We start from the raw sequence: 22,593 nt of genomic DNA, 5'->3' as shown, positions 1-22,593 counted from the left end.
ATATGAAAGGAGCTATCATGTTTCAATCTCAATTACCATCATTTTCACAAAAACGTAAAGATGACCATGTAAAATATGCGTTAGAACAACAATCCCAAAAGAAAATTTCGGCCTTTGAAGGCATCCGCTTTGTTCATCAGTCTTTTGCCCCCTTAACATTAGAGCAAATCCAACTGACGACTCATTGGGCTGATACCATTCATCAAGCACCCTTTTATATTAATGGCATGACCGGTGGCTCGGCTAAAACCAAACAATACAATGAATCACTTGGTCGCGTAGCTGCCGCAACCGGTTTAGCGATGGCGACCGGTTCTGTCAGTGGGGCTTTAAGTGACGACTCCGTCCGCGATAGTTTTACCATCGTGCGCAAAGTCAATCCCAACGGTTTTGTGATGGCTAATCTCGGAGCTCATCATGATCTTGAAAATGCTAAACGAGCGGTCGATTTATTAGAAGCCAATGCCTTACAAATTCACCTGAATGTCCCACAAGAAATTGTGATGCCAGAAGGTGATCGTAACTTTACGAGTTGGTCTAAAAACATTGAAACCATCGTACGCGAGTTGCCCGTTCCGGTTATCGTTAAAGAAGTTGGCTTTGGAATGAGTCGCGAAACGATTCAACATTTAATTCAATTAGGTGTTAAAAATATTGATGTCAGTGGACGTGGTGGGACAAACTTTATCCAAATTGAAAATGAACGCCGCGAAAAATTAAATTATCAAGCCATTGCCGGCTGGGGACAAACCACCCCTGAATCTTTATTAGAAGCACAACCTTTCTTAAATCAAACCACTATCTTAGCTAGTGGCGGGATTACTGATTACTTAGACATCGTCAAAGCCTTAGCCTTAGGAGCCAATGCCGTTGGCTTATCTGGTCGTTTCTTGCAGATGGTTCATGAACAAGGCGTTGAGCAGTCCGTTGAAATGATTGAAAATTGGAAAGAAGCCATTCAACATTTAATGTTAATGTTAAACGCCAAATCTGTTAAAGAATTACACCAGGTTAATTTAATATTACCTTCTGAACTACGGGACTGGGCCGAAGCACGCCAAATTGAATGGCGACATTTTGGGTATCGTCAACAATAATCATCAAGACAATATCCTATGTTAGCAACATTGTTGTTTAACAAGGGATAGTGTTTTTTATTTTATTCTGTCCGCACTTTACTACTTCTGATTCAAACAAACTTTGATTTGCACAAGATCTCGAAAAACCTCTGTAGTTCACTTCGTCTGTCCAGATCCGCAAAGTTGGAAGTGGTCCAGAATGGACAGGTCTAACAAAAATTATTGGTTTAAGACCAAAAAATACAGTCCATTTTTTAATCGAACTCCAATCATCTCTGAAGCGAATCCTATTCCCTATTCATTAAAGAATCAATTTCTATCCAAACATCCTGAACCTCATGTTTGTCAACACAAAAAAAGCTGAAAGACTTCACTCTCGTCTTTCAGCACTGATTATTTATTAAGCTTCGGTTATAACTTCGTAGATAAGCGGTTCTTTTTTAGCAGAATCACTAATTGTTACCGCATCATACAAGCGTTGTTTAACTTCTTCAACGTCTTCTCTATTACTATAAATAGTTAATAAGGCATCGCCTTTTTGTACTTTGTCGCCTACTTTTTTATGTAATATTAAACCAACAGCTGGATCAATCGTATCTTCTTTCGTTTCACGACCAGCACCTAAAACCATTGCCGCTTCACCCACTTTATTCGCGACCCAATTACTTACCACACCGTCTGTTAAAGCTGGTAACTCAATCCTATATTGAGCTTGTGGTAATAAGGTAACATCGTCAGCAATCTTTTCATTGCCACCTTGATGTTTGATAAATTGTTTAAAGGTTGCTAAAGCTTGTCCATTCTCAATTTGAGTTTGTAACATTGCCTTACCTTCTTCTAATGTTGATACTTTATTAGCGGCCATCAGCATTTGCGCCCCTAAAACTAAACACAATTCTACTAAATCAGCCGGTCCTTGTCCTTTTAAGGTTTGAATCGCTTCTTCCACTTCTAAGGCATTACCAATCGCATAACCTAAAGGTTCATTCATATTCGAAATCACCGCTAAGGTTTTACGTCCGACTTGATTCCCGATTTTCACCATGGTGCGTGCTAATTTTTCTGCTTCTTCCACAGTCTTCATAAAGGCCCCTTCACCGACTTTAACATCTAGGACAATCGCATCTGCACCAGCCGCAATCTTTTTACTCATGATGGAGCTGGCAATTAAGGGAATAGATTGTACGGTTCCAGTCACATCACGTAAAGCATATAATTTTTTATCTGCAGGCGTTAAATTACCTGATTGTCCGACAACGGCTACTTTATGTTGATTGACCAAGTCAATAAATTCTTCGATTGGAATTTCATAACGGAAGCCTTCAATGGCTTCGAATTTATCGACGGTTCCACCTGTATGGCCTAATCCGCGTCCACTCATTTTTGCCACAGGCACTCCACAAGAAGCGACTAATGGTGCTAAAACCAAGGTCGTGGTATCACCGACACCCCCGGTAGAATGTTTATCAACTTTGACCCCTTCAATGGCTGACAAATCAATTTGGTCGCCACTTTCAGCCATGGCCATTGTTAAGTAACTGGCTTCTTCCTCGGTCATCCCTTTAAAATAAATGGCCATCGCAAAGGCACTCATTTGGTAATCGGGTATACGTCCATCAGTAAAGCCTTCGATAATAAAGCGAATTTCAGCTTCAGTTAAAGCTTGTCCTGCTTGTTTTTTTCAATTAATTCAACCATTCTCATTTTATTCACGTCCTTATCTTCAACTTATCTAGTTGTATTAGGTCTCATTGATGCTACTAATACATTTTAAATCTGCCATTAACTCTTATTGTTGACCTTCAATCACTTCAACCGTACCATCATTTTTTGCTACTAAAATACGATTAGGATAGTTAATGAATAATCCATGTTCAACAACCCCTACCATCGTTTTTAATTCGTGGGCAACTTGTTGCGGTTGATCGATTCTGCCTAAGTGTAAATCAATGATATAGTTACCAGAGTCGGTCACAAATAATGAATCTTTACCCTTTTTACGGAAAGATGGGTTCATGCCAGCATTTTCAAAAGCTCTAAAGATATTCCAACTACCTGTTTGAATCACTTCTACTGGTAAAGGAAAGGCACCTAAATAATCGACGACCTTTTCTTCTGTTACTATCCAGATAATCTCATGACTATTTTCAGCGACAATTTTCTCAATTAAGTGGGCACCACCACCACCTTTAATACCTGACATCGAACGTAAACATTCGTCTGCGCCGTCCACTAATAAATCAATGGAATTAACTTCATCCAATTGTGCTAGCGGAATACCTAATTCTCGTGCTTGTATTTCTGTTTGTTTGGAAGTAGGAACGCCCACAATGTTTGGCAATTCACCGTTTTTAACTCTTTGTCCCACTTCATCAACAAACCAGTAGGCCGTTGATCCTGTTCCTAAGCCTACTACCATCCCATCTTGAACATATTCCGCTGCTTTGCGTCCGACTAATTCCTTTGGATTCATTCCTCAAGCTCCTTTTCATTTCTTAAGATTTTATTTACCCAATCAATTAATAAAATAGTATTTTCTTTGTCTGTAAAATCATAAGTCGTACCATATTTACGCAGTAATCGTTCATTATCATCATCTAATGGCACATAATCAATCGATGCTAAACGCTTTTGTTTTACTTTGGATACCAAACTCTCCATTAACAGTAAGCGTTTGTATTGAATCGCTCCACGATAATGGAATAATTCGACTTTCTCAATAGTTGCATCTTCAAAGTTATTGTCTAATATGTCTTTAAAGTCAGTTAACTTAGGATTGGATAATCCCACTGTAAATAAAGCCCAATGTTTATCGGGATATTGTTTAACCCATTGTTCATACATCGCTGCGTCAGATAATTGACCTTCCAATAAGCAAGTACCTAAAATAATAATGTCATAACTAGCCAAGTCTTCTACTGAAACTTGAACACTATCCACCACCGGGCAGCGTAATTTTTTTGAAATTTCAATTGCATATTTTTCAGTCGACCCGTAACGAGAACTATGAATCACGATTATCTCCATCCATTATCACCTCTGTTTTGAAAATACTTTCACATTTACCATTATATCATATAGCAGATTGTTTCTAAAAGCCAGTATTGTATAGATTTTTTAAAAATCATTTAGGTATTAACTGATTTCTGTTATAATGATATTAACTTACAAAAAAGGAGAGAGTTTATGGCACCAAAAATGAAATTTAAATGTCCCGTTTGTCATCATGAAATAGAAAGACAATTCGATATCGCCATTAACACCCGTTTAAACCCTGATTTAAAAGAAAAATTATTAGACGGTACTTTATTATTATTTGAATGCGAGCATTGTGGCGCTAAACGTCATATTTCATCGCAATTTTTATATCATGACCCAGACAAAAAATTACTGTTCCATGTTGCGCCGCAATATAATGAACAACGTGAAGCGATTCAAGCACAATTAAACGATTTAATTAATAGTTTCCCGGTTTCAGTCGATGATTATGAAATGCGTATTATGTTAAACATGGCCGATTTAATGGAAAAAGTGCAAATTTATGATTCAGGCTTTAAAGATACTGAAATTGAGATGGTTAAAATGTTAACCGATGGGTTATTCGCCAAGGAAAATCCTACTGCTCAAGTGAAAAATCGTTACTTCTTCCTCAATAAAGAAGGGCAACCGAAGTTTTTATATGTAACGGATACTAACCAAATGATGGTTGACTGCCACCAACGATTACTAACCTTCATTCGCGATAAATTCAAACGCGCTTTGAAACAAAATACTAAAGGTCATTTCCGCATTATTAATCATGCATGGGCAGAAAATATTTTACAAAATAAAGAAACGGAAGGTTTTATCTTACCAGAAGATTAATCCCTTTCCTCATCCGAATTTATTAAAAAGTGAGGCTCAGGAAAACTATTGAAACTTCCATTTGGTCTCTTCTTATTGATAGTGCAGTGATTGAAAGGTCTCAAATTATGTGGGAGTAGGCAAATGAAGCGAAAATCATTTGATTTTCGACTTCTTGCCTACTCCCACTTTTTTATTTTCTTCACTAATCATCATGATTCAGTTTGATGCCCTGTCGCTTCTCTAATGTGCGTCATCATGTGGCGTAACCTTAAAATGCAATTAGCTATGGCTACTTTGGTACAGTATTCATCAATGCGAACATAGATGCAACAATCCTTACAGATTGGCCAATCCGTTTTAAACATTATTTTCAAAAAGAAAAACCTTGTTCAGTGCAACTTCTAAAATGAACACCCAAAATTTTAGTTAAACAAAGCTAACTGTGGGTTTTCACATTGCACCTGGCAAGGTTTTTATTATTTACTATTTAGTACCAAAGATTCTATCCCCAGCATCACCTAAACCAGGTAAGATATAACCGTGCTCGTTTAAGCGTTCATCTAGGGCAGCCGTGTATAAATCTACATCTGGATAAGTTTCTTGGAAGGCTTTAACACCTTCTGGAGCAGAAACTAGACAGACAAAGGTAATATTTTCTGGTTGCACATTGTATTTGCTCGTTAATAAATCTAAGGCCGCAATCGCTGAACTACCGGTTGCTAACATTGGGTCAACAACAAATAGACGACGTTCACTAATATCTTGAGGGAATTTAGCAAAATATTCGACTGCTTCTAAAGTATCTTCATCACGGTATAAACCAATATGACCAATTCTAGCGGCTGGAATTAAGTCTACCATGCCGTCCACCATTCCTAAACCAGCACGTAAGATCGGGATAATTGCTAATTTTTTACCAGCAATTTGTTTTTGAACTGATTTTACTAATGGGGTTTCGATTTCTACGTCTTCTAATGGTAAATCACGGGTAATTTCATACGCCATTAACATCGCGATTTCATTGGTCACCTCACGAAATTGTTTCGTTGAAGTATTTTTATCACGAATAATTGTTAATTTATGTTGAATGAGTGGATGATCTACTACTTGAAATTTTGCCAAAATAATTCCTCCTTATTTTTCGCTAATATAATTTTTATGCCCAAGCAAACATCGGCCAATCTTTAACAAACTCGATGACCTGCTCATGTAATGTTGGTAATTCTGATTCATCGGCTTTTAGTGCGGCAAGTATCATTTCTGCAATCTGAATCGCGTCTGCTTCTTTTGCGCCACGGGTCGTAATAGCTGCGGCACCAATACGTATACCACTTGTTTGAACAAATGATTTAGTGTCATTTGGAATTGAGTTTTTATTAACGGTGATGCCCACTTTATCTAAACGTTCTTGGGCCCATTTGCCGGTAATTCCCAATGGCGTCACATCGACTAAGAAGAGATGATTATCCGTGCCACCTGAGATGACATTCAATTCGCTTTGACTGAATACTTTTGCCATTGCTTGCGTGTTTTTAATCACTTGTGCGGCATATTCTTTAAATGACGGATCTAATGCTTCACCGAAAGCGACTGCCTTAGCTGCAATCACATGTTCTAATGGTCCACCTTGAATTCCTGGGAAAATAGCGGAGTTAATCACTTTTTCATGTTCTGCTTTTCCTAAAATAATTCCACCACGTGGTCCACGTAATGTTTTATGAGTGGTACTGGTGACTACATCCGCATATGGTACTGGATTTTGATGTAAGCCTGCGGCTACCAGTCCAGCAATATGCGCCATGTCTACAAAATAAATCGCGCCTACTTTCTTAGCAATTTGACCGATACGTTCAAAATCAATTGCTCTTGAGTATGCACTGGCACCTGCAATAATCATTTTTGGTTGGCATTCTTCAGCTTTATTTTCTAAAGCATCATAGTCAATATAACCTGTTTCGTCGACACCATAGCTATACATTTCGTAAGATTGTCCACTAAAGTTAACCGGTGAGCCATGGGTTAAGTGCCCACCTTGTGCTAAGTCCATTCCTAATACGCGGTCACCCGGTTCTAAGAAAGCACGATACACCGCTAAATTAGCTGATGAACCTGAATGTGGTTGCACATTCGCAAAGTCAGCGCCAAATAATTTTTTCACACGATCGATTGCCAATTGTTCTAGTTGGTCAATATATTCACAACCACCGTAATAACGACGTCCTGGATAACCTTCTGCATACTTATTGGTTAAAATACTGCCTTGTGCTTTTAAAACTTCATCGGAAACAAAATTTTCTGATGCTATCAACTCAATGCCATTTTTTTGGCGATTGGCTTCTTTATTAATTAAGTCAAAAACGATACTATCTTTCATCATTTGCATACCCCCGTTTCTTCAACATATTATATCATAGATTAAAGTCGATGCCACTTATCATTTCATCATTTTATAAAAAAGTTTGAGTCAAATCGGCTGCTTTTCTCAAACGATTCATCATCGCATGACTGGCTGGTGAATCTGAAAAGCCTTGTGCGATAATAACCTGTGCGGTTGTTTGTTCTAAAGCTCTTAAACCGGCATATAATTGTTGAGTAGCCGAGACTAAATCCCCTTTTGCGCCATAAGAATGAGTGGCCACTATCTGTGAGTCATTACTAAGCGCTTGAAGGACGGATTCATCTGCTAAGATGGCCACTGGTTGTTCTAAAGCTTGAATATATTGTAAGAATTGCTGTGAATCTTCTGTTATTAAGACATGAACCGGTTGTTTAGGGCTATAATGCGTGTATTTAACTCCGGGTGACAAAACGCTCGTATCTTTTAATTGTTCTTCAGCTGTTTTTTCTTCGACTTGATAACCTAGCGCTCTTAAATCTTCTTTCGTAATCGCACCTGGACGTAAAATATTGATAACCCCCGCCCGTGGCAATACGACCGTCGATTCAACACCCACGGCTAATAGCTTTTCGCTCGGTTCGACTATGCCCGCAATTTTCCCTTGAAAGTCATGATAAACATGTTCCACTGCTGTTGGACTCGGTTTACCTGATTTATTGGCACTTGGTCCGACTAATGGAATGCCCGTAGCCTCAATCAACGCTAAAGTTTCTGGATTATCAGGCATTCTGATAGCGACAGTTTCTTGTCCAGGGGTCACACTTGGTGCTAACACCCCGGGTTTTTGTGGGAAAATAATCGTCAATGGTCCTGGCCAAAATTGCTTCATTAATTGTGCCGCAATTTCAGGCACTTCTGCCACATATTCTGCCACTTGTTCAATGCTGCTAACATGCACAATTAAGGGATTGTCTTGCGGACGACCTTTAGTTGCAAAAACACTGCTAACAGCGGCTTCGTTGGTCGCGATGGCTCCTAAACCAAAGACTGTTTCCGTTGGGAAAGCCACTAATTGCCCGGCTTTTAATTGGGCGGCTGCTTCATTTATTTGTTCTTTTTTATAAATTTTGGTATCCATTGCTTCACCCCTTCTGAGTATCGATTTTAATATAACGATCTAAACCGTTTAAATCTTGATGAACACTTATGATGGCATTAGGAAATGTTTTTTGAAAAATTGCTTGGACAGCACTGGCTTGTTTAAAGCCTATTTCTAACAAGATTTGGCCATTGTCTGATAAAAACGATGGCAATGTTTCGGCTAGGCGCTGATAAATAGCGAGACCTTGTTGCTCGGCAAAAAGTGCTGTAGCGGGTTCAAAACGTTTAACAGATTCATCCATTAAAGCTAACTCATCTTCAGCAATATAGGGTGGATTGGAGACAATTAAATCAAATTGACGTCCTGTTAAAGCAGACATTAAATCACTTTCAAGCCACTCCACTTGCACTTGATGATGCTGACCATTTTTCTGGGCTACTGCTAAAGCTGCTGGCGAAATATCAACCGCTGTAACTTGGTTTGGCGCCAATTGTTTGGCTAATTCAATCGCAATGATGCCACTTCCCGTTCCAATATCAAGCACTTTGGCTTGTGGATGTTCCTTTAAAAACGCACATCCCATTTCAATTAGGCCGTAAGTGTCCTCACGTGGAATTAAGGTGTCTGGCGTGACATAGTAAGTTTCCCCAACAAAATCAGCTTTTCCTAAAATATACTGAATCGGCTCGTGTTGGGCTAATCGCTTTAACACTTCGTTAAAGCGCATCGCTTGTTCATCATTAAGCGGCATGTTTAAGTTTAAAATCAATTGAGTATAATTCCAATCAAATGTCCGTTGCCAATAATCTTTAATCGGACTGTCTTGAATGCCGTTTTCTTGCAAAAAAACTGAAGCTCTTTGGAGAGCTTCAGCTAAAGTCATTTTAGAGCTTAGGACCATTGAGTTCCTCCAGTTTTTGAGTTTGGTCATACATGACTAAGCTATCAATAATTTCGTCTAATTTCCCATTTAAGATTGAATCTAATTGTTGGATGGTTAAACCAATACGATGATCGGTCACCCGGTTTTGTGGGAAATTATAAGTACGAATACGTTCAGAACGGTCCCCTGTTCCGACTGCTAATTTACGAGAAGCATCAATTTCAGATTGGGCTTCTGATTGCATTTGGTCGAAGACGCGGGCACGCAATACTTTCATCGCTTTTTCACGGTTTTTCAATTGTGAACGTTCATCTTGCATCGCTACCACTGTATTAGTGGGGATATGCGTTAAACGTACAGCTGAAGCTGTTTTGTTAACGTGCTGTCCACCCGCACCTGAGGCATGATAAATGTCCACTCGAATATCATTTTCATTTAATTCGAAATCGATATCTTCTACTTCTGGCATAACTACGACTGTAGCAGTAGAGGTATGGACCCGTCCTTGAGATTCCGTTTCTGGGACACGTTGGACACGGTGAGCACCGTTTTCGAATTTTAATTTACTATATACTTTATGACCAGAAATCATAATGGATACTTCTTTATAACCACCGATACCGGTAATATTTGCATCCAAGACTTCCACATTCCATCCTTGGCTATCGGCATATTTAGTGTACATATTCAATAAATCACCAGCGAATAATTGCGCCTCGTCACCACCAGCGGCCCCACGAATTTCCATAATGATGTTTTTGCCATCATTTGGATCTTCTGGTAACATCATAATTTTAATTTCTTCTTGTAAGGTTTCACGTTCTTCTTTTAATTCCGCTAATTCCATTTTTGCCATTTCGGCCATTTCTGCGTCAAGGCCTTCATTTAACATTTCTTCCGTATCCGCTAATTCTTGTTCTACTTGCTTATAGCGACGGATTTTTTCAACTTTTGGACGTAAATCACTTTCTTCGATTGTTAATTCACGTAAACGATTGGTATCGGCAATAACCGATGGGTCACTTAATAATTCTAATATTTCTTCAAAACGAAAAATTAGTGTATCTAATTGTTCAAACATAAAATTCCCCTTCTATCTTAACTCTCCTGGTTGGAAATAACATTTTCGGCAGACAGGTAAATATGATTCATTACCGCCAATTTGAATTTGTTCTCCTTCGTAAACCGGTTTGCCGTCAACAAAGCGTAAGTTCATCATGGCTTTTTTATGACAGAACCAACAAATGGTTTTAATCTCTTCAATTTTATCGGCATATAACAATAAATACTTAGAACCTTCGAAAAGTTCATTCGTAAAATCATTTTTTAACCCAAATGCCATCACTGGAATATCTAATTCATCTACGACTCGAGCTAATTGTAACACATGTTCCTTTGTTAAAAATTGTGCTTCATCGACTAAAATACAATAGCGGTGTCCTAATGCTTTAATACTTTCAAATAAATCCATGTCGTCCGTAATCGGAATCGCTTGACGCTGATAGCCGGTCCGACTAGCAACTGTTCCTACAGAAGTTCTAGTATCTAGAGCGCTCGTAAAAATTTCCACCTGTTTATTTTGTTCTTCATAATTATGTGCTACTTTAATAATTTCAAGTGATTTCCCACTATTCATTGCACCATATTTGAAAAAGAATTGTGCCATTAATAAGCCCTCCTCGTTACTACTTTCAACTATTCATAATAAAAGAAAAAAGCATTCTAGTCAATTGCTAAGATAGTAATTTAATTAGTTTTATCCGATGAAGGCGGTTCATAAGAATTCAATCTAATATTTTAGAGCGCACCCTCTCGCCGAAAGTGTATGTTACGATGAAATTATGTTTATTTCTCTAAAACAGCTTCGATAAAAATTTGTTCAATAAAAAGGTCTTTAACACTCCTTGGCAAATGAGGTCATCTGGTTATTCCATTAAACAAACCTTATTTCCTAATATAGGATAATCCCCCAGCCTAACTCCCGCAAACTAGCTTTTTTCCCACAAAAAAGTAGAGCTCAACATGAGGACGGAAACAATTTAATTCAACAGGCTTTCTTTTCCCTTCACAAAAAAGTAGGCCTCAATTACTTGGATGGTGTTCCATCATAATGTGCCTTGCTTCTCTCAAAAATAGTTGGCCTCAATCACTTGAATGGTGGTCGCATCATAATGTGCTCTTGCTTCTCACAAAAAAGAGCAGGCATCAATAGTAAAAATCAGATTATTTTCACTATTTGCCTACTCTCGCAAATTTATATAATGTTATATAAGATTGGTTCCTACTGGACAAATTAGCGACCATTTTGACTGCCTAAAACACGCTCATTATCTGTTAAGAACAATTGTTGCATACGATGAAAAGCTGATAATTTGTTAAGTCTTTCGTACAAGACAAAAGCCGCTATCGCTCCCATTACACAAGCACCCATAAAACGTGGTGTGTAAATTAACCAGTGTAAATCTGTTTTGACTCCGGTAAACCAAACCATAACTGGATAGCTTAATAATGACCCTACGACACCCGTTCCAATAAATTCACCTAGCGCTGCTGCCCAGAAGTTTCGTGTCTTCCAATAACCTAATCCCGCAAATAATGCTCCAAAAACAGCACCTGTTAAGGCTAATGGTGGAATGCCCATCATTAACATGCGGATAATACCACAGATTAAAGCCATTAAAAAGGTATATAAAGGACTCATAAAACTGGCCGCAATAATATTAATGACACTCGACATTGGTGCCATCCCTTCAATTCTTAAAATCGGTGATAACACCACGTCTAAGGCAATCATCAGTGATAAAATCATTAGTTTTTGAGTTTGTTTATGTGTATTTATTTTAACCATTCCCTCTCATCATTAATTGTTAATTTTAGTTTTCGTATCGAGTTTCCCAATCTTCACCGTCATAGCACATGGTCCAGAACTGATACTCATAGTAAGAGGTTTTAATAATGATTTCTTCTAGACGTTCTAAGGTTGCTTCTGGTAAATCTTTAGCCATCTTGTCCATTAAATTTTTCATATCAGTAGCTAAAGTTTGGAATTCTTCGCCCGCATACATATCGATCCATTGTTGGTAAGGATTATTTTCAGGACTTTGCTTCGCTACTGCTTCGCCGACATAAGCGTATGACCAAGCACAAGTTAATAAGGCTGTCACCGCATATTCTGCGCCACCCGCTTGGGCATGATTTAACATATAAGAAGTATAGGCTGTATTGGTTGGCCACATTTTCGTTTGTAATAATTCTGCTTCACTAATCCCAAATTGAGCTGAAAATTGACGGTGTAATTCCATTTCCATCTCTAAGGTCCCAAATAATGCTTTTGAAAAACTGCGCATCATCGATAAATCAGTCGACTTCGCTACGCCTAAAGCCATTAATTTTGAATACTCCACTAAATAAACATAATCTTGCGTTAACCAACGTTGAAATTTTTCTTTAGCCAGCGTACCTTCTCCTAATCCTTTTACAAATGGATGTTCTAAATACGATGCCCAAATCGCTTCAACTTTTGGAAACACACGTTCAGTAAATTTTGTCATGACGATATTCCTCCTTATATTTTAGGAACAAAAAAACACCCACCTTTAAAGATAAAGTGTGCGCATTAAATCGGGTGCAGTCCAACAAAATCAAACTGGCTGATTAAATTAAGCACACTTCCCTACGTCAGTATTAACTGAATCAGGTTCAAAGGGTCAATTTCTCTCTCAGCATTTTCATGCTCCCCCAGTGTCACTAATAGACTAGCAAATTAATTTTGGATTGTAAAGAGGGTGCTTTTTTAATAAATAAGGCCTGGGCGTAATCTTAATAATTTAGTGCAGTGATTGCGCGGTAATTAAAAGCGCAGGGTGTGAGAGGTCTCAAACTGCGTCTTAAATAGACTGGAGATAAACTAGCGAATTTCAGTCAAGTAATTGTGCGGCAATTAAAAGCACAGAGGATGATAGGGTAGGCAGATGAAGAGAATATCACTTGGTTTTCTGCTTCTGGTCTAGTTTCAACTGTGCAGGAATAGGCAGACGTAGCGAAAATCATTCATTTTTCTACTGTTGGCCTACTCCCTTACAACCATGTCATTAATCAAAGATGAACACAATCGATATTCTATTTCCATCGCCTGTCTGGTCAATAGGCATCGTCATGAACCTTCTTAATTTGGTTCATTGTGAACAGCATCGTTCACTTTTTAGTACCACTAGTAATCATGACCTCACTTATATTACTTTTTTATAGGTCATGATTTCAATCCTTTGTTCAACTTATCTGCTTGACATTAACTATCACTTGATTTATTCTAATAGTCAGTTAGAGTTTCTTTGTGAAATCAAAGGGTCTCTTTTAACAATTGAATCCATTTATTTTAAACTAGGGGAGCCAATGCGCTGAGAGTAGGTTTCTGAAATGTTCCTTGACCCTTGACCTGATGTAGTTAGTACTACCGTAGGGATGTTTACAATTTTGTTTTACTGTACACATTTTGATCAGTTTGATCAGTCAAGACTCAGTATGCTTTGGGCCGGTTTCCTAGAAACGGGTCTTTTTTTGGGCAAATGGATAGAAAGGAGTTTCAGATGATTGAAATAAAAAACGTCTCATTTACCTACCCTGACTTTAAAGGCGAGAAGACGTTACAAAATGTCAACCTCAACTTTCCTAAAGGTGAGTTTATTTCATTAATTGGTAAAAGCGGCAGTGGTAAGAGTACGCTATTTAAATTACTGACCACGCAATTTCAACCAGATGCGGGCCAGATTCTCTTTGATGGACGACCGATTCAATTAGGTGATGTCGGTTATATGCCACAAAAAGATTTACTACTTCCTTGGGCGACAATTTTGGAAAATGTTAGATTAAGTGGCAAACTTGATAAGCAGCATCCAGTTTCAAAAGAAAAAGCGTTAGAGTGGCTAGATAAGGCGGGTTTAAAAGATTATGCCTATTCCCTACCAAAAGATCTATCGGGTGGAATGCGTCAGCGCGCCGCTTTCGTACGAACGATTTTGGCCAATAAACCAGTACTACTACTAGATGAACCTTTTGGAGCATTAGACAGTTTTACACAATATGAAATGCAACAATGGTTACTATCACTGTGGCAAGAATTAAATAAAACAATTGTTTTTATTACGCATAATATTGATGAAGCAGTGCTTTTAAGTAATCGGGTCTTTTTATTACAAAACTGGCATAATGGCGACGATACTCAAATCAAAGAGTGGCACATTGATCTGCCACGTCCACGACCGAAAGACATCCGTTATCATGCTCAATTTATTGAGTATAAACAAGCTTTGGAGGTGGCCATCCATGAATAAACTACGACAGTTAATTCAACGTTACTGGCCTTTCTTATCTGTTTCAGCTGTGTTATTAGTCATTATTGAATGGGCCGTGGCGCGTGAATGGGTACCAAAGTTTATAATTCCGAGACCAAGTGATGTTATTAAGACCATCTTTACCCAAGCGCCGCAACTATGGACACACACTCAAGCGACTTTATTAGAAGTCATCGTTGGCGTGGCCATTTCAATCGGACTGGGTTTATTGATTGGAATTCTATTATATTATTCTGATTTTATCGAGCGGGCATTTTATCCTTTTGTCCTAATTTCGCAAACAATTCCGACTATCGCCTTGTCCCCAATCTTTGTGTTATGGTTTGGCTATAGCTTATGGACCAAAGTGGCGATTATCTTTTTGATTACCTTTTTCCCCGTCGTAGTAAGTGTCTTCGATGGCTTAAAACGAACGGATGAAGAGTATCTCGAATTATTCAGAGTGATGGGTGCGTCAAAATGGCAAATGTTTAGCCAATTACAATGGAAGTTCGCCCTACCGTCTATCTACTCTGGTTTAAAAATGTCAGTTGTCTATTCTTTAATCGGTGCAGTCATTGGTGAATGGCTTGGTGGCTCGGAAGGTTTAGGTTATTATATTCGTCGGATGTCCAGTAGTATTAAATCCGAAGGCGTGTTTGCCGGTATTTTGGTGCTATCCTTAATTGGTATTCTATTATTTAACCTCGTCGGATTTTTAGAAAATCGTTCATTAAAATATTTAAATACAGAAAAGAGGAAATAAAAATGAAAAAATTAGTTGTTAGTATTTTAAGTTTATTAATGGCCTTAACAGTGTTACCATGGATGCCGCAATCAGTACAAGCAGAAGAAATGATGGATTTATCACTCATGTTAGACTGGTATCCAAATGCGAACCATGTACCAATCTATGTGGCGATTAAAGAAGGTTATTTTGAAGAAGAAGGATTAAACTTAACAATTAATATGCCTGCTGAAGCAGATGATCCAATTAAATTAGCGGGTGCGGGTCAAACTGATATTGCGGTAAGTTATCCAGCGGTATTAATGCAAGCGGTAGCTGAAGGTATTCCTGCTAAAGCCATCGGTTCATTAGTACAACAACGTTTAGATGCTGTGATGTACAAAAAAGAGTCTGGTATTACGACACCAAAAGATTTAGAAGGTAAAAAAGTAGGTTACTCAGCGACTACTATTTCTGAAAATATTATTGAAGCCATGATGGAACATGACGGTGCAAATTATGACAAAGCGGAAATGGTGAACGTAGGATGGGACTTAATCCCTGCTTTAGCAACCGATAAAGTAGATGCTTTAATTGGGGCTTACACTAACCACGAATTGTTAATGTTACAAAAAGAAGGATATGACGTGGATTACTTTGACTTCACAGAGTTCGGTGTACCAGATTCTGATGAATTAATCTTCGTTGCGGGAAATGACACCATCGAAGCCAAAAAACCAGAACTACAAGCATTTATGCGTGCATTGAAAAAAGGATTTGATAAAGCATTAGCAGATCCTGAAGCAGCGATTGAAACAATTTTTGAAAATGAAGATAATGCCTATGTATTAGACAAAGAAATTGAAATTCAATCTTGGGATTTATTACAAGATTACATGGTAAGTAAAGGTGACTTTGGTAACCTGGTTGTTGATGACTATGTAGCTTTTGCTAAGTTCTTAGCTGATAAAGGTTCAATTGCCAAAGAATTAACTGCTGAAGAGTTAATAGAAGATTTAAGTAAATAATCAAATGAATGGAGGGTCAGTAGCAAATAGAAAATCAGTGGTTTTCAAATTAGCTACCCCTCCTATCTTTTATAATAGAAAGTTGGATAAGTTATGCATGAGCAAATGACGTTTTATCTTAATCAAATCGTCGAACAAAACCCTTTAATCAATTGTTTAACTAATAAAGTGACCACCAATTTCCAGGCCAATGCCCTATTAGCCATTGGTGCTTCACCGATTATGACCGATGAACCTGATGCTAGTCCTTTAGTATCGGCTCAATCTCAAGCGATTGTCATTAATATCGGCTCCCCATTTAATCAAGATAAAATGGAGGCGATTGAGCTTTCCATAAAAGCGGCTAATGACAAACAAATTCCGGTCATCATCGATCCGGTCGGGGTAGCGGCACTTTCCAATCGTCTTACTTATATTGAACATCTATTAAGTGAATACGAGATTGCCGCTGTTTGCGGTAATTATTCCGAAATTGCTGCCTTAGCTGGAGCGAAAAGTAATGGTAAAGGTGTGGACGGTGGTCATCCTGAAGGAGAAATGACCGATCATTTACTAAAAGTAGCCAACCTTTATCAAACAGTGGTGGTGGCCACTGGCAAAACTGATTATGTTGCTAATCAAACTGCTGTCTATGCCCATCAATATGGCGACGCTTTACTCGGTTATGTGACCGGCACCGGCTGTGTTGCAACGACCATCGTCGCTGCTTTTATCAGTCAAGCGCCTACGCCAGCTGACTATTTAACGGCTGCCACTTTAGCAACCGCATTTTATGCTTGGTGTGGAGGCCGGGCAGTTCAATTGACTACCGGACCTGGTGATTTACCAATTCATTTATTAAACCAATTATATGAACACTCAGTCAAAGCAAATAATAAAAAAACATCTGATAAAGAATTAACAAACTTAAAAATTACACAAGAAAGGATGTCCAGCAATGACTAATACACATTATCCAGTGGTCATGACCATTGCCGGTTCAGACAGTGGCGGTGGCGCTGGAATTCAAGCGGATTTAAAAACTTTTATGTCTTTAGCAACCTTTGGTACTTCTGCTTTAACGGCCGTAACGGTGCAAAATACTTTAGGGGTTCACGGCATTCAACCAATGGATTTAGAGATTATTAGTGGGCAAATTAATCATGTCGCGAGTGATTTCGAAATTCAAGCCGTCAAAACTGGGATGTTACATGATAGTCAAGTGATTCAAACAGTGGCTGAAGCCATTAAACAAAACAATCTGCAAACGCGCTTAGTCATCGATCCGGTGATGATTGCTAAAGGTGGTGCCTCTTTATTATTAGAAGAAGCTCAAAACACTTTACGCACACAGTTATTACCATTAGGAAAAGTGATTACACCTAATATTCCAGAGGCGGAAGTTTTATCGGGCATCGCGATTACTAATGATCAAGAACGCCAACAAGCAGCTGAAAAATTATTAGCCTTCGGTGTCGAAGCAGTCGTCATTAAAGGCGGTCATCGTTATTCAAAAGATAACTTAGCTGAAGATTATTTCCTCAATCAACAAGGTAAGACCTTCACCTTAACCAGTCCTCGTATTGAGACACCGCATACCCATGGTACCGGCTGTACGTTCTCAGCGGCTATTACGGCATTTTTAGCAAAAGGATTATCAGTTGAAGAAGCAGTCTATCATGCAAAAGCCTATATTCACGCTGCCATTAGTCACACGCTCGGTATCGGACACGGCCATGGTCCAACCAACCATTGGGCTTATGCAAAAGATCCACAAGCCGCATTGAAAGAGGTCACGATTCATGAATAGATGTCAATGGAGTACATTAAAAAAAGCGCCACAACAAGACGCTTTCCCTATTTATTTTATTTTGGGTACGCAACAATTTCCGCAATTAGAAAAAGCCGCACAAATTGAAAATTTCCTAGCCGTGCTAACAGAAGCTTGCCAACATGGCATTCGTTATTTTCAATTTCGTGATAAAGATGGGTCCATTCTCACGGATAAGGAGCGATTGGACCTAGCACAAAAAGCACAAGCCATCTGCCAACAATACAATGTCATTTTTTTCATTAATGATGATGTTGAAATGGCGATGCAACTGCAAGCTGATGGCTTACATATCGGTCAAACAGACCCACAAGCACAAAAAGTACGCGACTTAATTGGTGATAATATGCTATTAGGCGTGTCTGCTCACACTGTTGAACAAGTGCAACAAGCGATTGAAGATGGTGCCGATTATGTTGGCTGTGGCCCAATTTTTACCACTCAATCAAAAGTAAATGTCCGCCCGGCTATAGGACCTGAATTATTCAGTCAATTACAAGCCGTCAGTCCTGATTTTCCGGTCTTTGCGATTGGGGGCATTCACTTAGACAATGTTGCACAAGTTCAACAAATGAATCCTGATGCGATTTGTGTTATTTCTGAAATAAGCGCATCCGACGACATTGAGCTGGCCATTCAACAATTAAGCCACTCTCAAACCTTTTAATTATACTTATTCCCTTTATGAACCTTGGCATTTTTATAACCAGTGAATACTTTCCACACAGCTTTTATTTGCCATTCATTGTTCCCGAATAAAATGCCAACAAATTTAACCTAGCAGACAACTGATAGTCAAGGCTAAACTTCTCATTGAAGTCAGGTCCGAATTATCCTTCACTGCTAGGTTTTTTGTTACGCACTGGAACGCATTAATTATTTACCTAAATGTTCAATCGTCATTACTTCGGGGATTTCATCAACATCTATTGCACCAGTTTTAATAAAACCAGCTAATACCGCACGAAATTGACGTCCATAATAATCAACATCTTCTTTGGTCATCCCTAAAAGAATTGGCGATTGCGGGTGGTTATTGCCAAAAGCTAAACTCAAATCAATCGTATGGCTAGCACCTAAGAGGTGCCCTTCTCCCCAATGCATTAAATAATAATACATCGCTCTTTGCGAATTGGCATAACGTTGCGCAAAAGATTCCGCACCGTCTATAAAAATATCATGTGACAATGTTTTTAATTTCTGTTCGATCAAGCGTTTAATGCCAGGTAAACTGCCCGCTAATTTTAAATAACTATCTTCACCAATAAAAGCCGCTGCTTCACGCGTCGTGGCTCCAATTAAGACATCTAAGCGTTGCGTAGCTTCTGTCCAAGCTGCTTCAGCCTCTTCCTTCGTTGGTAATGGATACACGCCATAATGTGGTGCAAAGAACATATTTTTGGCATAACCTTCTTCGTCTATATTGGCTATAATTTGATCTTGTTTCGCTAGTATTTCTTCAAGCGTCGCGTCGATAGGCAATTGGTTATAAGCCGTTAACATTTGACGATTCATTTCATTACGGTCATCCATCGTCGCAAAAGGTGAACTGGCAATGATTACTTTTTGAAACAATTCTTCAGTACTTTGTGCAATCATTAAATATTGGACTGCATTGGCACCAGCTGATTCGCCGTAAAGCGTCACTTGTTGGTTATCGCCACCAAAATAGCCGATGTTGCGATGAATCCATTTTAAAGCTTCTATTTGGTCTAATAATCCTAAATTAGCGAAATTTCCGTCACGGTCTCTTAAATAACCTAAAACGCCCAGACGATAACTAATACTCACCACAATTATGCGATGTTCCGATACTAGTAATTGCGGGTCATAAGATTTTATATCGATACCTCCATTTCCATAACCACCACCATGAATCCATACTAACACTGGAAGTTTCTCATTTGGTTGAATATCTTTTGGCAATGTAATGGATAAATACTGTCCAAACTCATCTTGAGGGATCGTGTCGTATTGAACCCCGCCATAAAATTCTTCAAATCCCGATCGGTTTTGTACACTTAAAGGAGCGGGTGTCATCATATCGAAGACTCCTTCAGGATAGGTATACTTTTCAGGAACGCCGTAACGTTCTGAAATGGCATAACGAATTCCTTGAACGCGCAGAACCGTTTCATCTTCCCATCCTCTAAACGTGCCATTATCAGTCTGCCACATTAGTTTTTGACGGCTATTTTGACTGTTAATTAAATCTCTCATAGTCGGTTGAATCCGGTAACTTCCTAGTGGTAACCGCTGTGCTAAATCCACCTTTTTATAAGTCCAAGCTGCTAATCCAAGTGCTCCTAAACTACCTAATCCACCTAAAATAAATTTTTGGTATGTTTTCATATAATAGTCTCCCTCGGTAATAATTAATTGACTCAATGTAAATTTATCATATCAAAATCCAGTTCGACTGACTAGCCTTAGGTATTCATAAAATCGGTCATATTCCCACATCAACCATAAAGAAATCACGCTTCGCCCCAAGTAATCGGTATATATCATGAAAAAAGGAGAAAATCCCCCCAACTAACCAGCATCAAATTTAAAAGCTATCAAAATCCTCGCAATCAAAATTAGGATTGCAATTCATTTGATAGCTTTGTCACTACCTGCTACTGAGGCTGGACCTAAACTTTTTAATTCTGTTCAGTCATACCTCGACGGTGCTTATTTCGCAAATTGACTTTGATACAATTCGTAATAAAAGCCTTTTTGATCTAATAAGCTTTGATGGTTCCCTTGTTCAATAATTTGACCATCCTTCATCACTAAAATACGGTCAGCTTCTTGAATCGTTGAAAGTCGATGGGCAATCACAAAACTTGTCCGCCCTTTCATTAAACGAGCCATTGCTTTTTGAATCAATTGCTCTAAACGTGTATCAACTGAACTGGTTGCCTCATCTAAAATTAAGATTTTTGGATTCGATAATAACGCACGGGCAATGGTTAATAATTGTTTTTGTCCTAATGAAATATTACTTGATTCTTGATTCATTAGCATTTGATAACCACCTGGTAAAGTACGGATAAAATGATCGACATTGGCTGCTTTAGCTGCTGCTACAATTTCTTCATCGGTCGCATCGAGATTACCGAATCGTAGGTTTTCATTAATGGTTGCTTCATATAACCAAGCATCTTGTAAAACCATACCGAATTGTTGACGATATTCTTGTCTTGGTAAATCGCGAATATCAATGCCATCCACTTTAATAGAACCCTTAGTGACATCATAGAATCGCATTAACAAGTTAATCATCGTTGTTTTACCGGCACCGGTTGGCCCGACAATCGCCACCATTTCTCCGGGTTGCACTTCCACATTGAAGTTTTGAATTAAGGGTTGCTCTGGATTATATGCAAAGGAGACATTATCGAATTGCACATGCCCTGTTAAAGGTTTGGTTAAATGTTGAGTAACTTCTGACACTTCTTCCTCTTCATCTAACACTTCAAAAATACGATCAAGGGCCGCTTTAGCACTTTGTAATGGACCCGATAATTGGGTAATTGTTTGAATCGGTTGGTTAACTTGCCATACATATTGTACAAAAGCTTGTAAGTTACCAATCGTTAATTTACCCGCCATCACCATTTGCCCACCAAAGAAGGCTAATAATAAATAAGTAATATGAGAGACGACGCTGACAAAAGGCACCATTAAAGAAGAAATAAAACTTGCTTTAAAACCAGTTTGTTCTAAGTCATCTGTAATTCGTTGAAACTCTTCACGTGCATTATCTTCACGACCATATAATTTAATGACATTAAAGCCAGAGAAATTCTCTTGAATATAACCATTCATTTCTCCTAAGATTTTAGCTTGTCGTTTGAAATAAGGTTGTGATTTTTTCAGAATTGCTTGCGCTACAAAATAGGAAATAGGCATACTAATAAAAATGATGGTACCTAATAAAGGATTTAAAATTAACATCATCACGATAACAAGCACAATACTTAAAATCGCATTAATGATTTGTAAAACACCTTGTTGTAAGGCATTGGATACAGACTCAACATCATTCGTTAAACGTCCTAATAAATCACCAAATGAATGACCATCAATATACGAAACAGGTAGTTTATTTAATTTCGAATTTAAATCGCGACGAATATCATGCATCGCTCCTTGTACAGCTTCCGTAATATAGTAGTTAGAACCATAAGTGGTTGTTTGCCATAATAACCCTCTAAAGAAGTAAATGACTAACCAGATTAGAATAAAACGATAGTTAATCCCTGCACCTGGAACGCCTTGCATCATTTCTGTGACATTTTGAGTAATCTCCGTCATAATCAAACCTAACACATAAGGTTCTAGCACATTCATAATGGCTGCAAATACTGTATAAAATAAAGATAAAAATACCGCAGAGCGATAGTGTTTCAAATAATCCCATGCTCTTAAAAAGACATTACGTTGTTTCATTTATATCGCT

General features: G+C 38.4%; 20 protein-coding genes, 1 pseudogene and 2 riboswitches. Of the genes and pseudogenes, 8 read left to right on the top strand and 13 right to left on the bottom strand.

What is annotated here, in order from left to right; genetic code table 11:
• The first annotated feature begins 17 nt into the window (after positions 1-17).
• Positions 18-1,097 (top strand): type 2 isopentenyl-diphosphate Delta-isomerase, encoded by a 1,080-nt coding sequence (gene fni / locus LB888_RS08550; RefSeq protein WP_318752604.1) that lies wholly within the window; start codon positions 18-20, stop codon positions 1,095-1,097.
• A gap of 382 nt (positions 1,098-1,479) precedes the next feature.
• Here fni and LB888_RS08545 read toward each other — a convergent pair.
• The 3 genes and pseudogenes from LB888_RS08545 to LB888_RS08535 all read right to left on the bottom strand — a co-directional run bounded on the left by LB888_RS08545 (position 1,480) and on the right by LB888_RS08535 (position 4,106).
• Positions 1,480-2,783 (bottom strand): annotated as a pseudogene (locus tag LB888_RS08545) (pyrimidine-nucleoside phosphorylase).
• A gap of 85 nt (positions 2,784-2,868) precedes the next feature.
• Entirely contained in the window at positions 2,869-3,552 is a 684-nt protein-coding gene (gene rpiA / locus LB888_RS08540; RefSeq protein ID WP_276646739.1) for a ribose-5-phosphate isomerase RpiA, read from the bottom strand.
• On the bottom strand, positions 3,549-4,106 hold the full coding sequence (locus tag LB888_RS08535; RefSeq protein WP_318752603.1) for a flavodoxin domain-containing protein: 558 nt from the start codon (positions 4,104-4,106) through the stop codon (positions 3,549-3,551). Before LB888_RS08535 ends, rpiA begins: the two co-directional genes overlap by 4 nt.
• A 159-nt stretch (positions 4,107-4,265) precedes the next feature.
• Here LB888_RS08535 and LB888_RS08530 point away from each other — a divergent pair, with 159 nt between their 5' ends.
• Entirely contained in the window at positions 4,266-4,943 is a 678-nt protein-coding gene (locus LB888_RS08530; protein WP_311920966.1) for a CpXC domain-containing protein, read from the top strand.
• Between the two features lie 465 nt (positions 4,944-5,408).
• Here LB888_RS08530 and upp read toward each other — a convergent pair whose 3' ends face one another.
• From upp to tenA, 8 genes are all read right to left on the bottom strand, one after another.
• On the bottom strand, positions 5,409-6,047 hold the full coding sequence (upp, locus tag LB888_RS08525; RefSeq protein ID WP_078755686.1) for a uracil phosphoribosyltransferase: 639 nt from the start codon (positions 6,045-6,047) through the stop codon (positions 5,409-5,411).
• Between the two features lie 34 nt (positions 6,048-6,081).
• The gene (gene glyA, locus LB888_RS08520) at positions 6,082-7,308 is read right to left on the bottom strand and encodes a serine hydroxymethyltransferase (protein ID WP_318752602.1); all 1,227 of its coding nucleotides are present in this window, start codon (positions 7,306-7,308) and stop codon (positions 6,082-6,084) included.
• Positions 7,309-7,372: 64 nt separating this feature from the next.
• The gene (locus LB888_RS08515) at positions 7,373-8,401 is read right to left on the bottom strand and encodes an L-threonylcarbamoyladenylate synthase (protein WP_311920964.1); all 1,029 of its coding nucleotides are present in this window, start codon (positions 8,399-8,401) and stop codon (positions 7,373-7,375) included.
• Positions 8,402-8,405: 4 nt separating this feature from the next.
• A complete protein-coding gene (gene prmC, locus LB888_RS08510) occupies positions 8,406-9,266 on the bottom strand; it encodes a peptide chain release factor N(5)-glutamine methyltransferase (protein ID WP_318752601.1) in 861 nt (286 codons plus the stop codon).
• On the bottom strand, positions 9,250-10,329 hold the full coding sequence (prfA, locus tag LB888_RS08505) for a peptide chain release factor 1 (RefSeq protein ID WP_078755682.1): 1,080 nt from the start codon (positions 10,327-10,329) through the stop codon (positions 9,250-9,252). Before prfA ends, prmC begins: the two co-directional genes overlap by 17 nt.
• Positions 10,330-10,341: 12 nt before the next feature.
• A complete protein-coding gene (locus LB888_RS08500) occupies positions 10,342-10,914 on the bottom strand; it encodes a thymidine kinase (RefSeq protein WP_078755681.1) in 573 nt (190 codons plus the stop codon).
• Between the two features lie 627 nt (positions 10,915-11,541).
• The gene (gene thiW, locus LB888_RS08495; RefSeq protein ID WP_318752600.1) at positions 11,542-12,096 is read right to left on the bottom strand and encodes an energy coupling factor transporter S component ThiW; all 555 of its coding nucleotides are present in this window, start codon (positions 12,094-12,096) and stop codon (positions 11,542-11,544) included.
• Positions 12,097-12,121: 25 nt separating this feature from the next.
• Entirely contained in the window at positions 12,122-12,799 is a 678-nt protein-coding gene (gene tenA, locus LB888_RS08490; protein WP_318752599.1) for a thiaminase II, read from the bottom strand.
• 102 nt (positions 12,800-12,901) lie between these two features.
• Positions 12,902-12,998: riboswitch (TPP riboswitch) on the bottom strand.
• Between the two features lie 622 nt (positions 12,999-13,620).
• Positions 13,621-13,727, top strand: a riboswitch (TPP riboswitch).
• A 107-nt stretch (positions 13,728-13,834) separates the two neighbouring features.
• Here tenA and LB888_RS08485 point away from each other — a divergent pair.
• From LB888_RS08485 to thiE, 6 genes are all read left to right on the top strand, one after another.
• Complete coding sequence (locus LB888_RS08485) at positions 13,835-14,578, top strand: ABC transporter ATP-binding protein (protein ID WP_318752598.1); 744 nt, start codon at positions 13,835-13,837, stop codon at positions 14,576-14,578.
• On the top strand, positions 14,571-15,344 hold the full coding sequence (locus LB888_RS08480) for an ABC transporter permease (RefSeq protein WP_318752597.1): 774 nt from the start codon (positions 14,571-14,573) through the stop codon (positions 15,342-15,344). The genes LB888_RS08485 and LB888_RS08480 overlap by 8 nt, the downstream gene beginning before the upstream one ends.
• 2 nt (positions 15,345-15,346) lie before the next feature.
• Positions 15,347-16,333 carry an ABC transporter substrate-binding protein gene (locus LB888_RS08475; protein WP_318752596.1) on the top strand — a complete coding sequence of 329 codons (987 nt, stop codon included), beginning with the start codon at positions 15,347-15,349 and terminating at the stop codon, positions 16,331-16,333.
• Positions 16,334-16,426: 93 nt separating this feature from the next.
• The gene (gene thiM, locus LB888_RS08470) at positions 16,427-17,278 is read left to right on the top strand and encodes a hydroxyethylthiazole kinase (protein WP_318752595.1); all 852 of its coding nucleotides are present in this window, start codon (positions 16,427-16,429) and stop codon (positions 17,276-17,278) included.
• Positions 17,271-18,122 carry a bifunctional hydroxymethylpyrimidine kinase/phosphomethylpyrimidine kinase gene (gene thiD, locus LB888_RS08465; RefSeq protein WP_276931640.1) on the top strand — a complete coding sequence of 284 codons (852 nt, stop codon included), beginning with the start codon at positions 17,271-17,273 and terminating at the stop codon, positions 18,120-18,122. Before thiM ends, thiD begins: the two co-directional genes overlap by 8 nt.
• Entirely contained in the window at positions 18,115-18,810 is a 696-nt protein-coding gene (thiE, locus tag LB888_RS08460) for a thiamine phosphate synthase (protein ID WP_318752594.1), read from the top strand. Before thiD ends, thiE begins: the two co-directional genes overlap by 8 nt.
• Positions 18,811-19,019: 209 nt before the next feature.
• Here thiE and LB888_RS08455 read toward each other — a convergent pair whose 3' ends face one another.
• Together LB888_RS08455 and LB888_RS08450 are read right to left on the bottom strand one after the other, a co-directional pair.
• Positions 19,020-20,495, bottom strand: coding sequence for a carboxylesterase family protein (locus LB888_RS08455; RefSeq protein WP_318752592.1), 1,476 nt, complete (start codon positions 20,493-20,495; stop codon positions 19,020-19,022).
• A 324-nt stretch (positions 20,496-20,819) separates the two neighbouring features.
• A complete protein-coding gene (locus LB888_RS08450) occupies positions 20,820-22,583 on the bottom strand; it encodes an ABC transporter ATP-binding protein (RefSeq protein WP_318752591.1) in 1,764 nt (587 codons plus the stop codon).
• Between the last annotated feature and the right edge of the window lie 10 nt (positions 22,584-22,593).

It is taken from the genome of Globicatella sp. PHS-GS-PNBC-21-1553, assembly GCF_033564055.1.
GTDB classification, from domain to species: domain Bacteria; phylum Bacillota; class Bacilli; order Lactobacillales; family Aerococcaceae; genus Globicatella; species Globicatella sulfidifaciens.
This window is presented reverse-complemented; position numbering and strand designations above follow the sequence as displayed.

Excerpts from the sequence above, each read along its gene's own strand:
- fni (WP_318752604.1), top strand. The coding sequence starts at position 18 with ATGTTTCAATCTCAATTACCATCATTTTCACAAAAACGTAAAGATGAC.
- LB888_RS08480 (WP_318752597.1), top strand. The coding sequence starts at position 14,571 with ATGAATAAACTACGACAGTTAATTCAACGTTACTGGCCTTTCTTATCT.
- thiE (WP_318752594.1), top strand. The coding sequence starts at position 18,115 with ATGAATAGATGTCAATGGAGTACATTAAAAAAAGCGCCACAACAAGAC.
- LB888_RS08485 (WP_318752598.1), top strand. The coding sequence starts at position 13,835 with ATGATTGAAATAAAAAACGTCTCATTTACCTACCCTGACTTTAAAGGC.
- thiM (WP_318752595.1), top strand. The coding sequence starts at position 16,427 with ATGCATGAGCAAATGACGTTTTATCTTAATCAAATCGTCGAACAAAAC.
- tenA (WP_318752599.1), bottom strand. The coding sequence starts at position 12,799 with ATGACAAAATTTACTGAACGTGTGTTTCCAAAAGTTGAAGCGATTTGG.
- prfA (WP_078755682.1), bottom strand. The coding sequence starts at position 10,329 with ATGTTTGAACAATTAGATACACTAATTTTTCGTTTTGAAGAAATATTA.
- LB888_RS08500 (WP_078755681.1), bottom strand. The coding sequence starts at position 10,914 with ATGGCACAATTCTTTTTCAAATATGGTGCAATGAATAGTGGGAAATCA.
- LB888_RS08530 (WP_311920966.1), top strand. The coding sequence starts at position 4,266 with ATGGCACCAAAAATGAAATTTAAATGTCCCGTTTGTCATCATGAAATA.
- LB888_RS08475 (WP_318752596.1), top strand. The coding sequence starts at position 15,347 with ATGAAAAAATTAGTTGTTAGTATTTTAAGTTTATTAATGGCCTTAACA.
- LB888_RS08450 (WP_318752591.1), bottom strand. The coding sequence starts at position 22,583 with ATGAAACAACGTAATGTCTTTTTAAGAGCATGGGATTATTTGAAACAC.
- LB888_RS08535 (WP_318752603.1), bottom strand. The coding sequence starts at position 4,106 with ATGGAGATAATCGTGATTCATAGTTCTCGTTACGGGTCGACTGAAAAA.
- prmC (WP_318752601.1), bottom strand. The coding sequence starts at position 9,266 with ATGGTCCTAAGCTCTAAAATGACTTTAGCTGAAGCTCTCCAAAGAGCT.
- thiW (WP_318752600.1), bottom strand. The coding sequence starts at position 12,096 with ATGGTTAAAATAAATACACATAAACAAACTCAAAAACTAATGATTTTA.
- LB888_RS08455 (WP_318752592.1), bottom strand. The coding sequence starts at position 20,495 with ATGAAAACATACCAAAAATTTATTTTAGGTGGATTAGGTAGTTTAGGA.
- LB888_RS08515 (WP_311920964.1), bottom strand. The coding sequence starts at position 8,401 with ATGGATACCAAAATTTATAAAAAAGAACAAATAAATGAAGCAGCCGCC.
- rpiA (WP_276646739.1), bottom strand. The coding sequence starts at position 3,552 with ATGAATCCAAAGGAATTAGTCGGACGCAAAGCAGCGGAATATGTTCAA.
- thiD (WP_276931640.1), top strand. The coding sequence starts at position 17,271 with ATGACTAATACACATTATCCAGTGGTCATGACCATTGCCGGTTCAGAC.
- glyA (WP_318752602.1), bottom strand. The coding sequence starts at position 7,308 with ATGCAAATGATGAAAGATAGTATCGTTTTTGACTTAATTAATAAAGAA.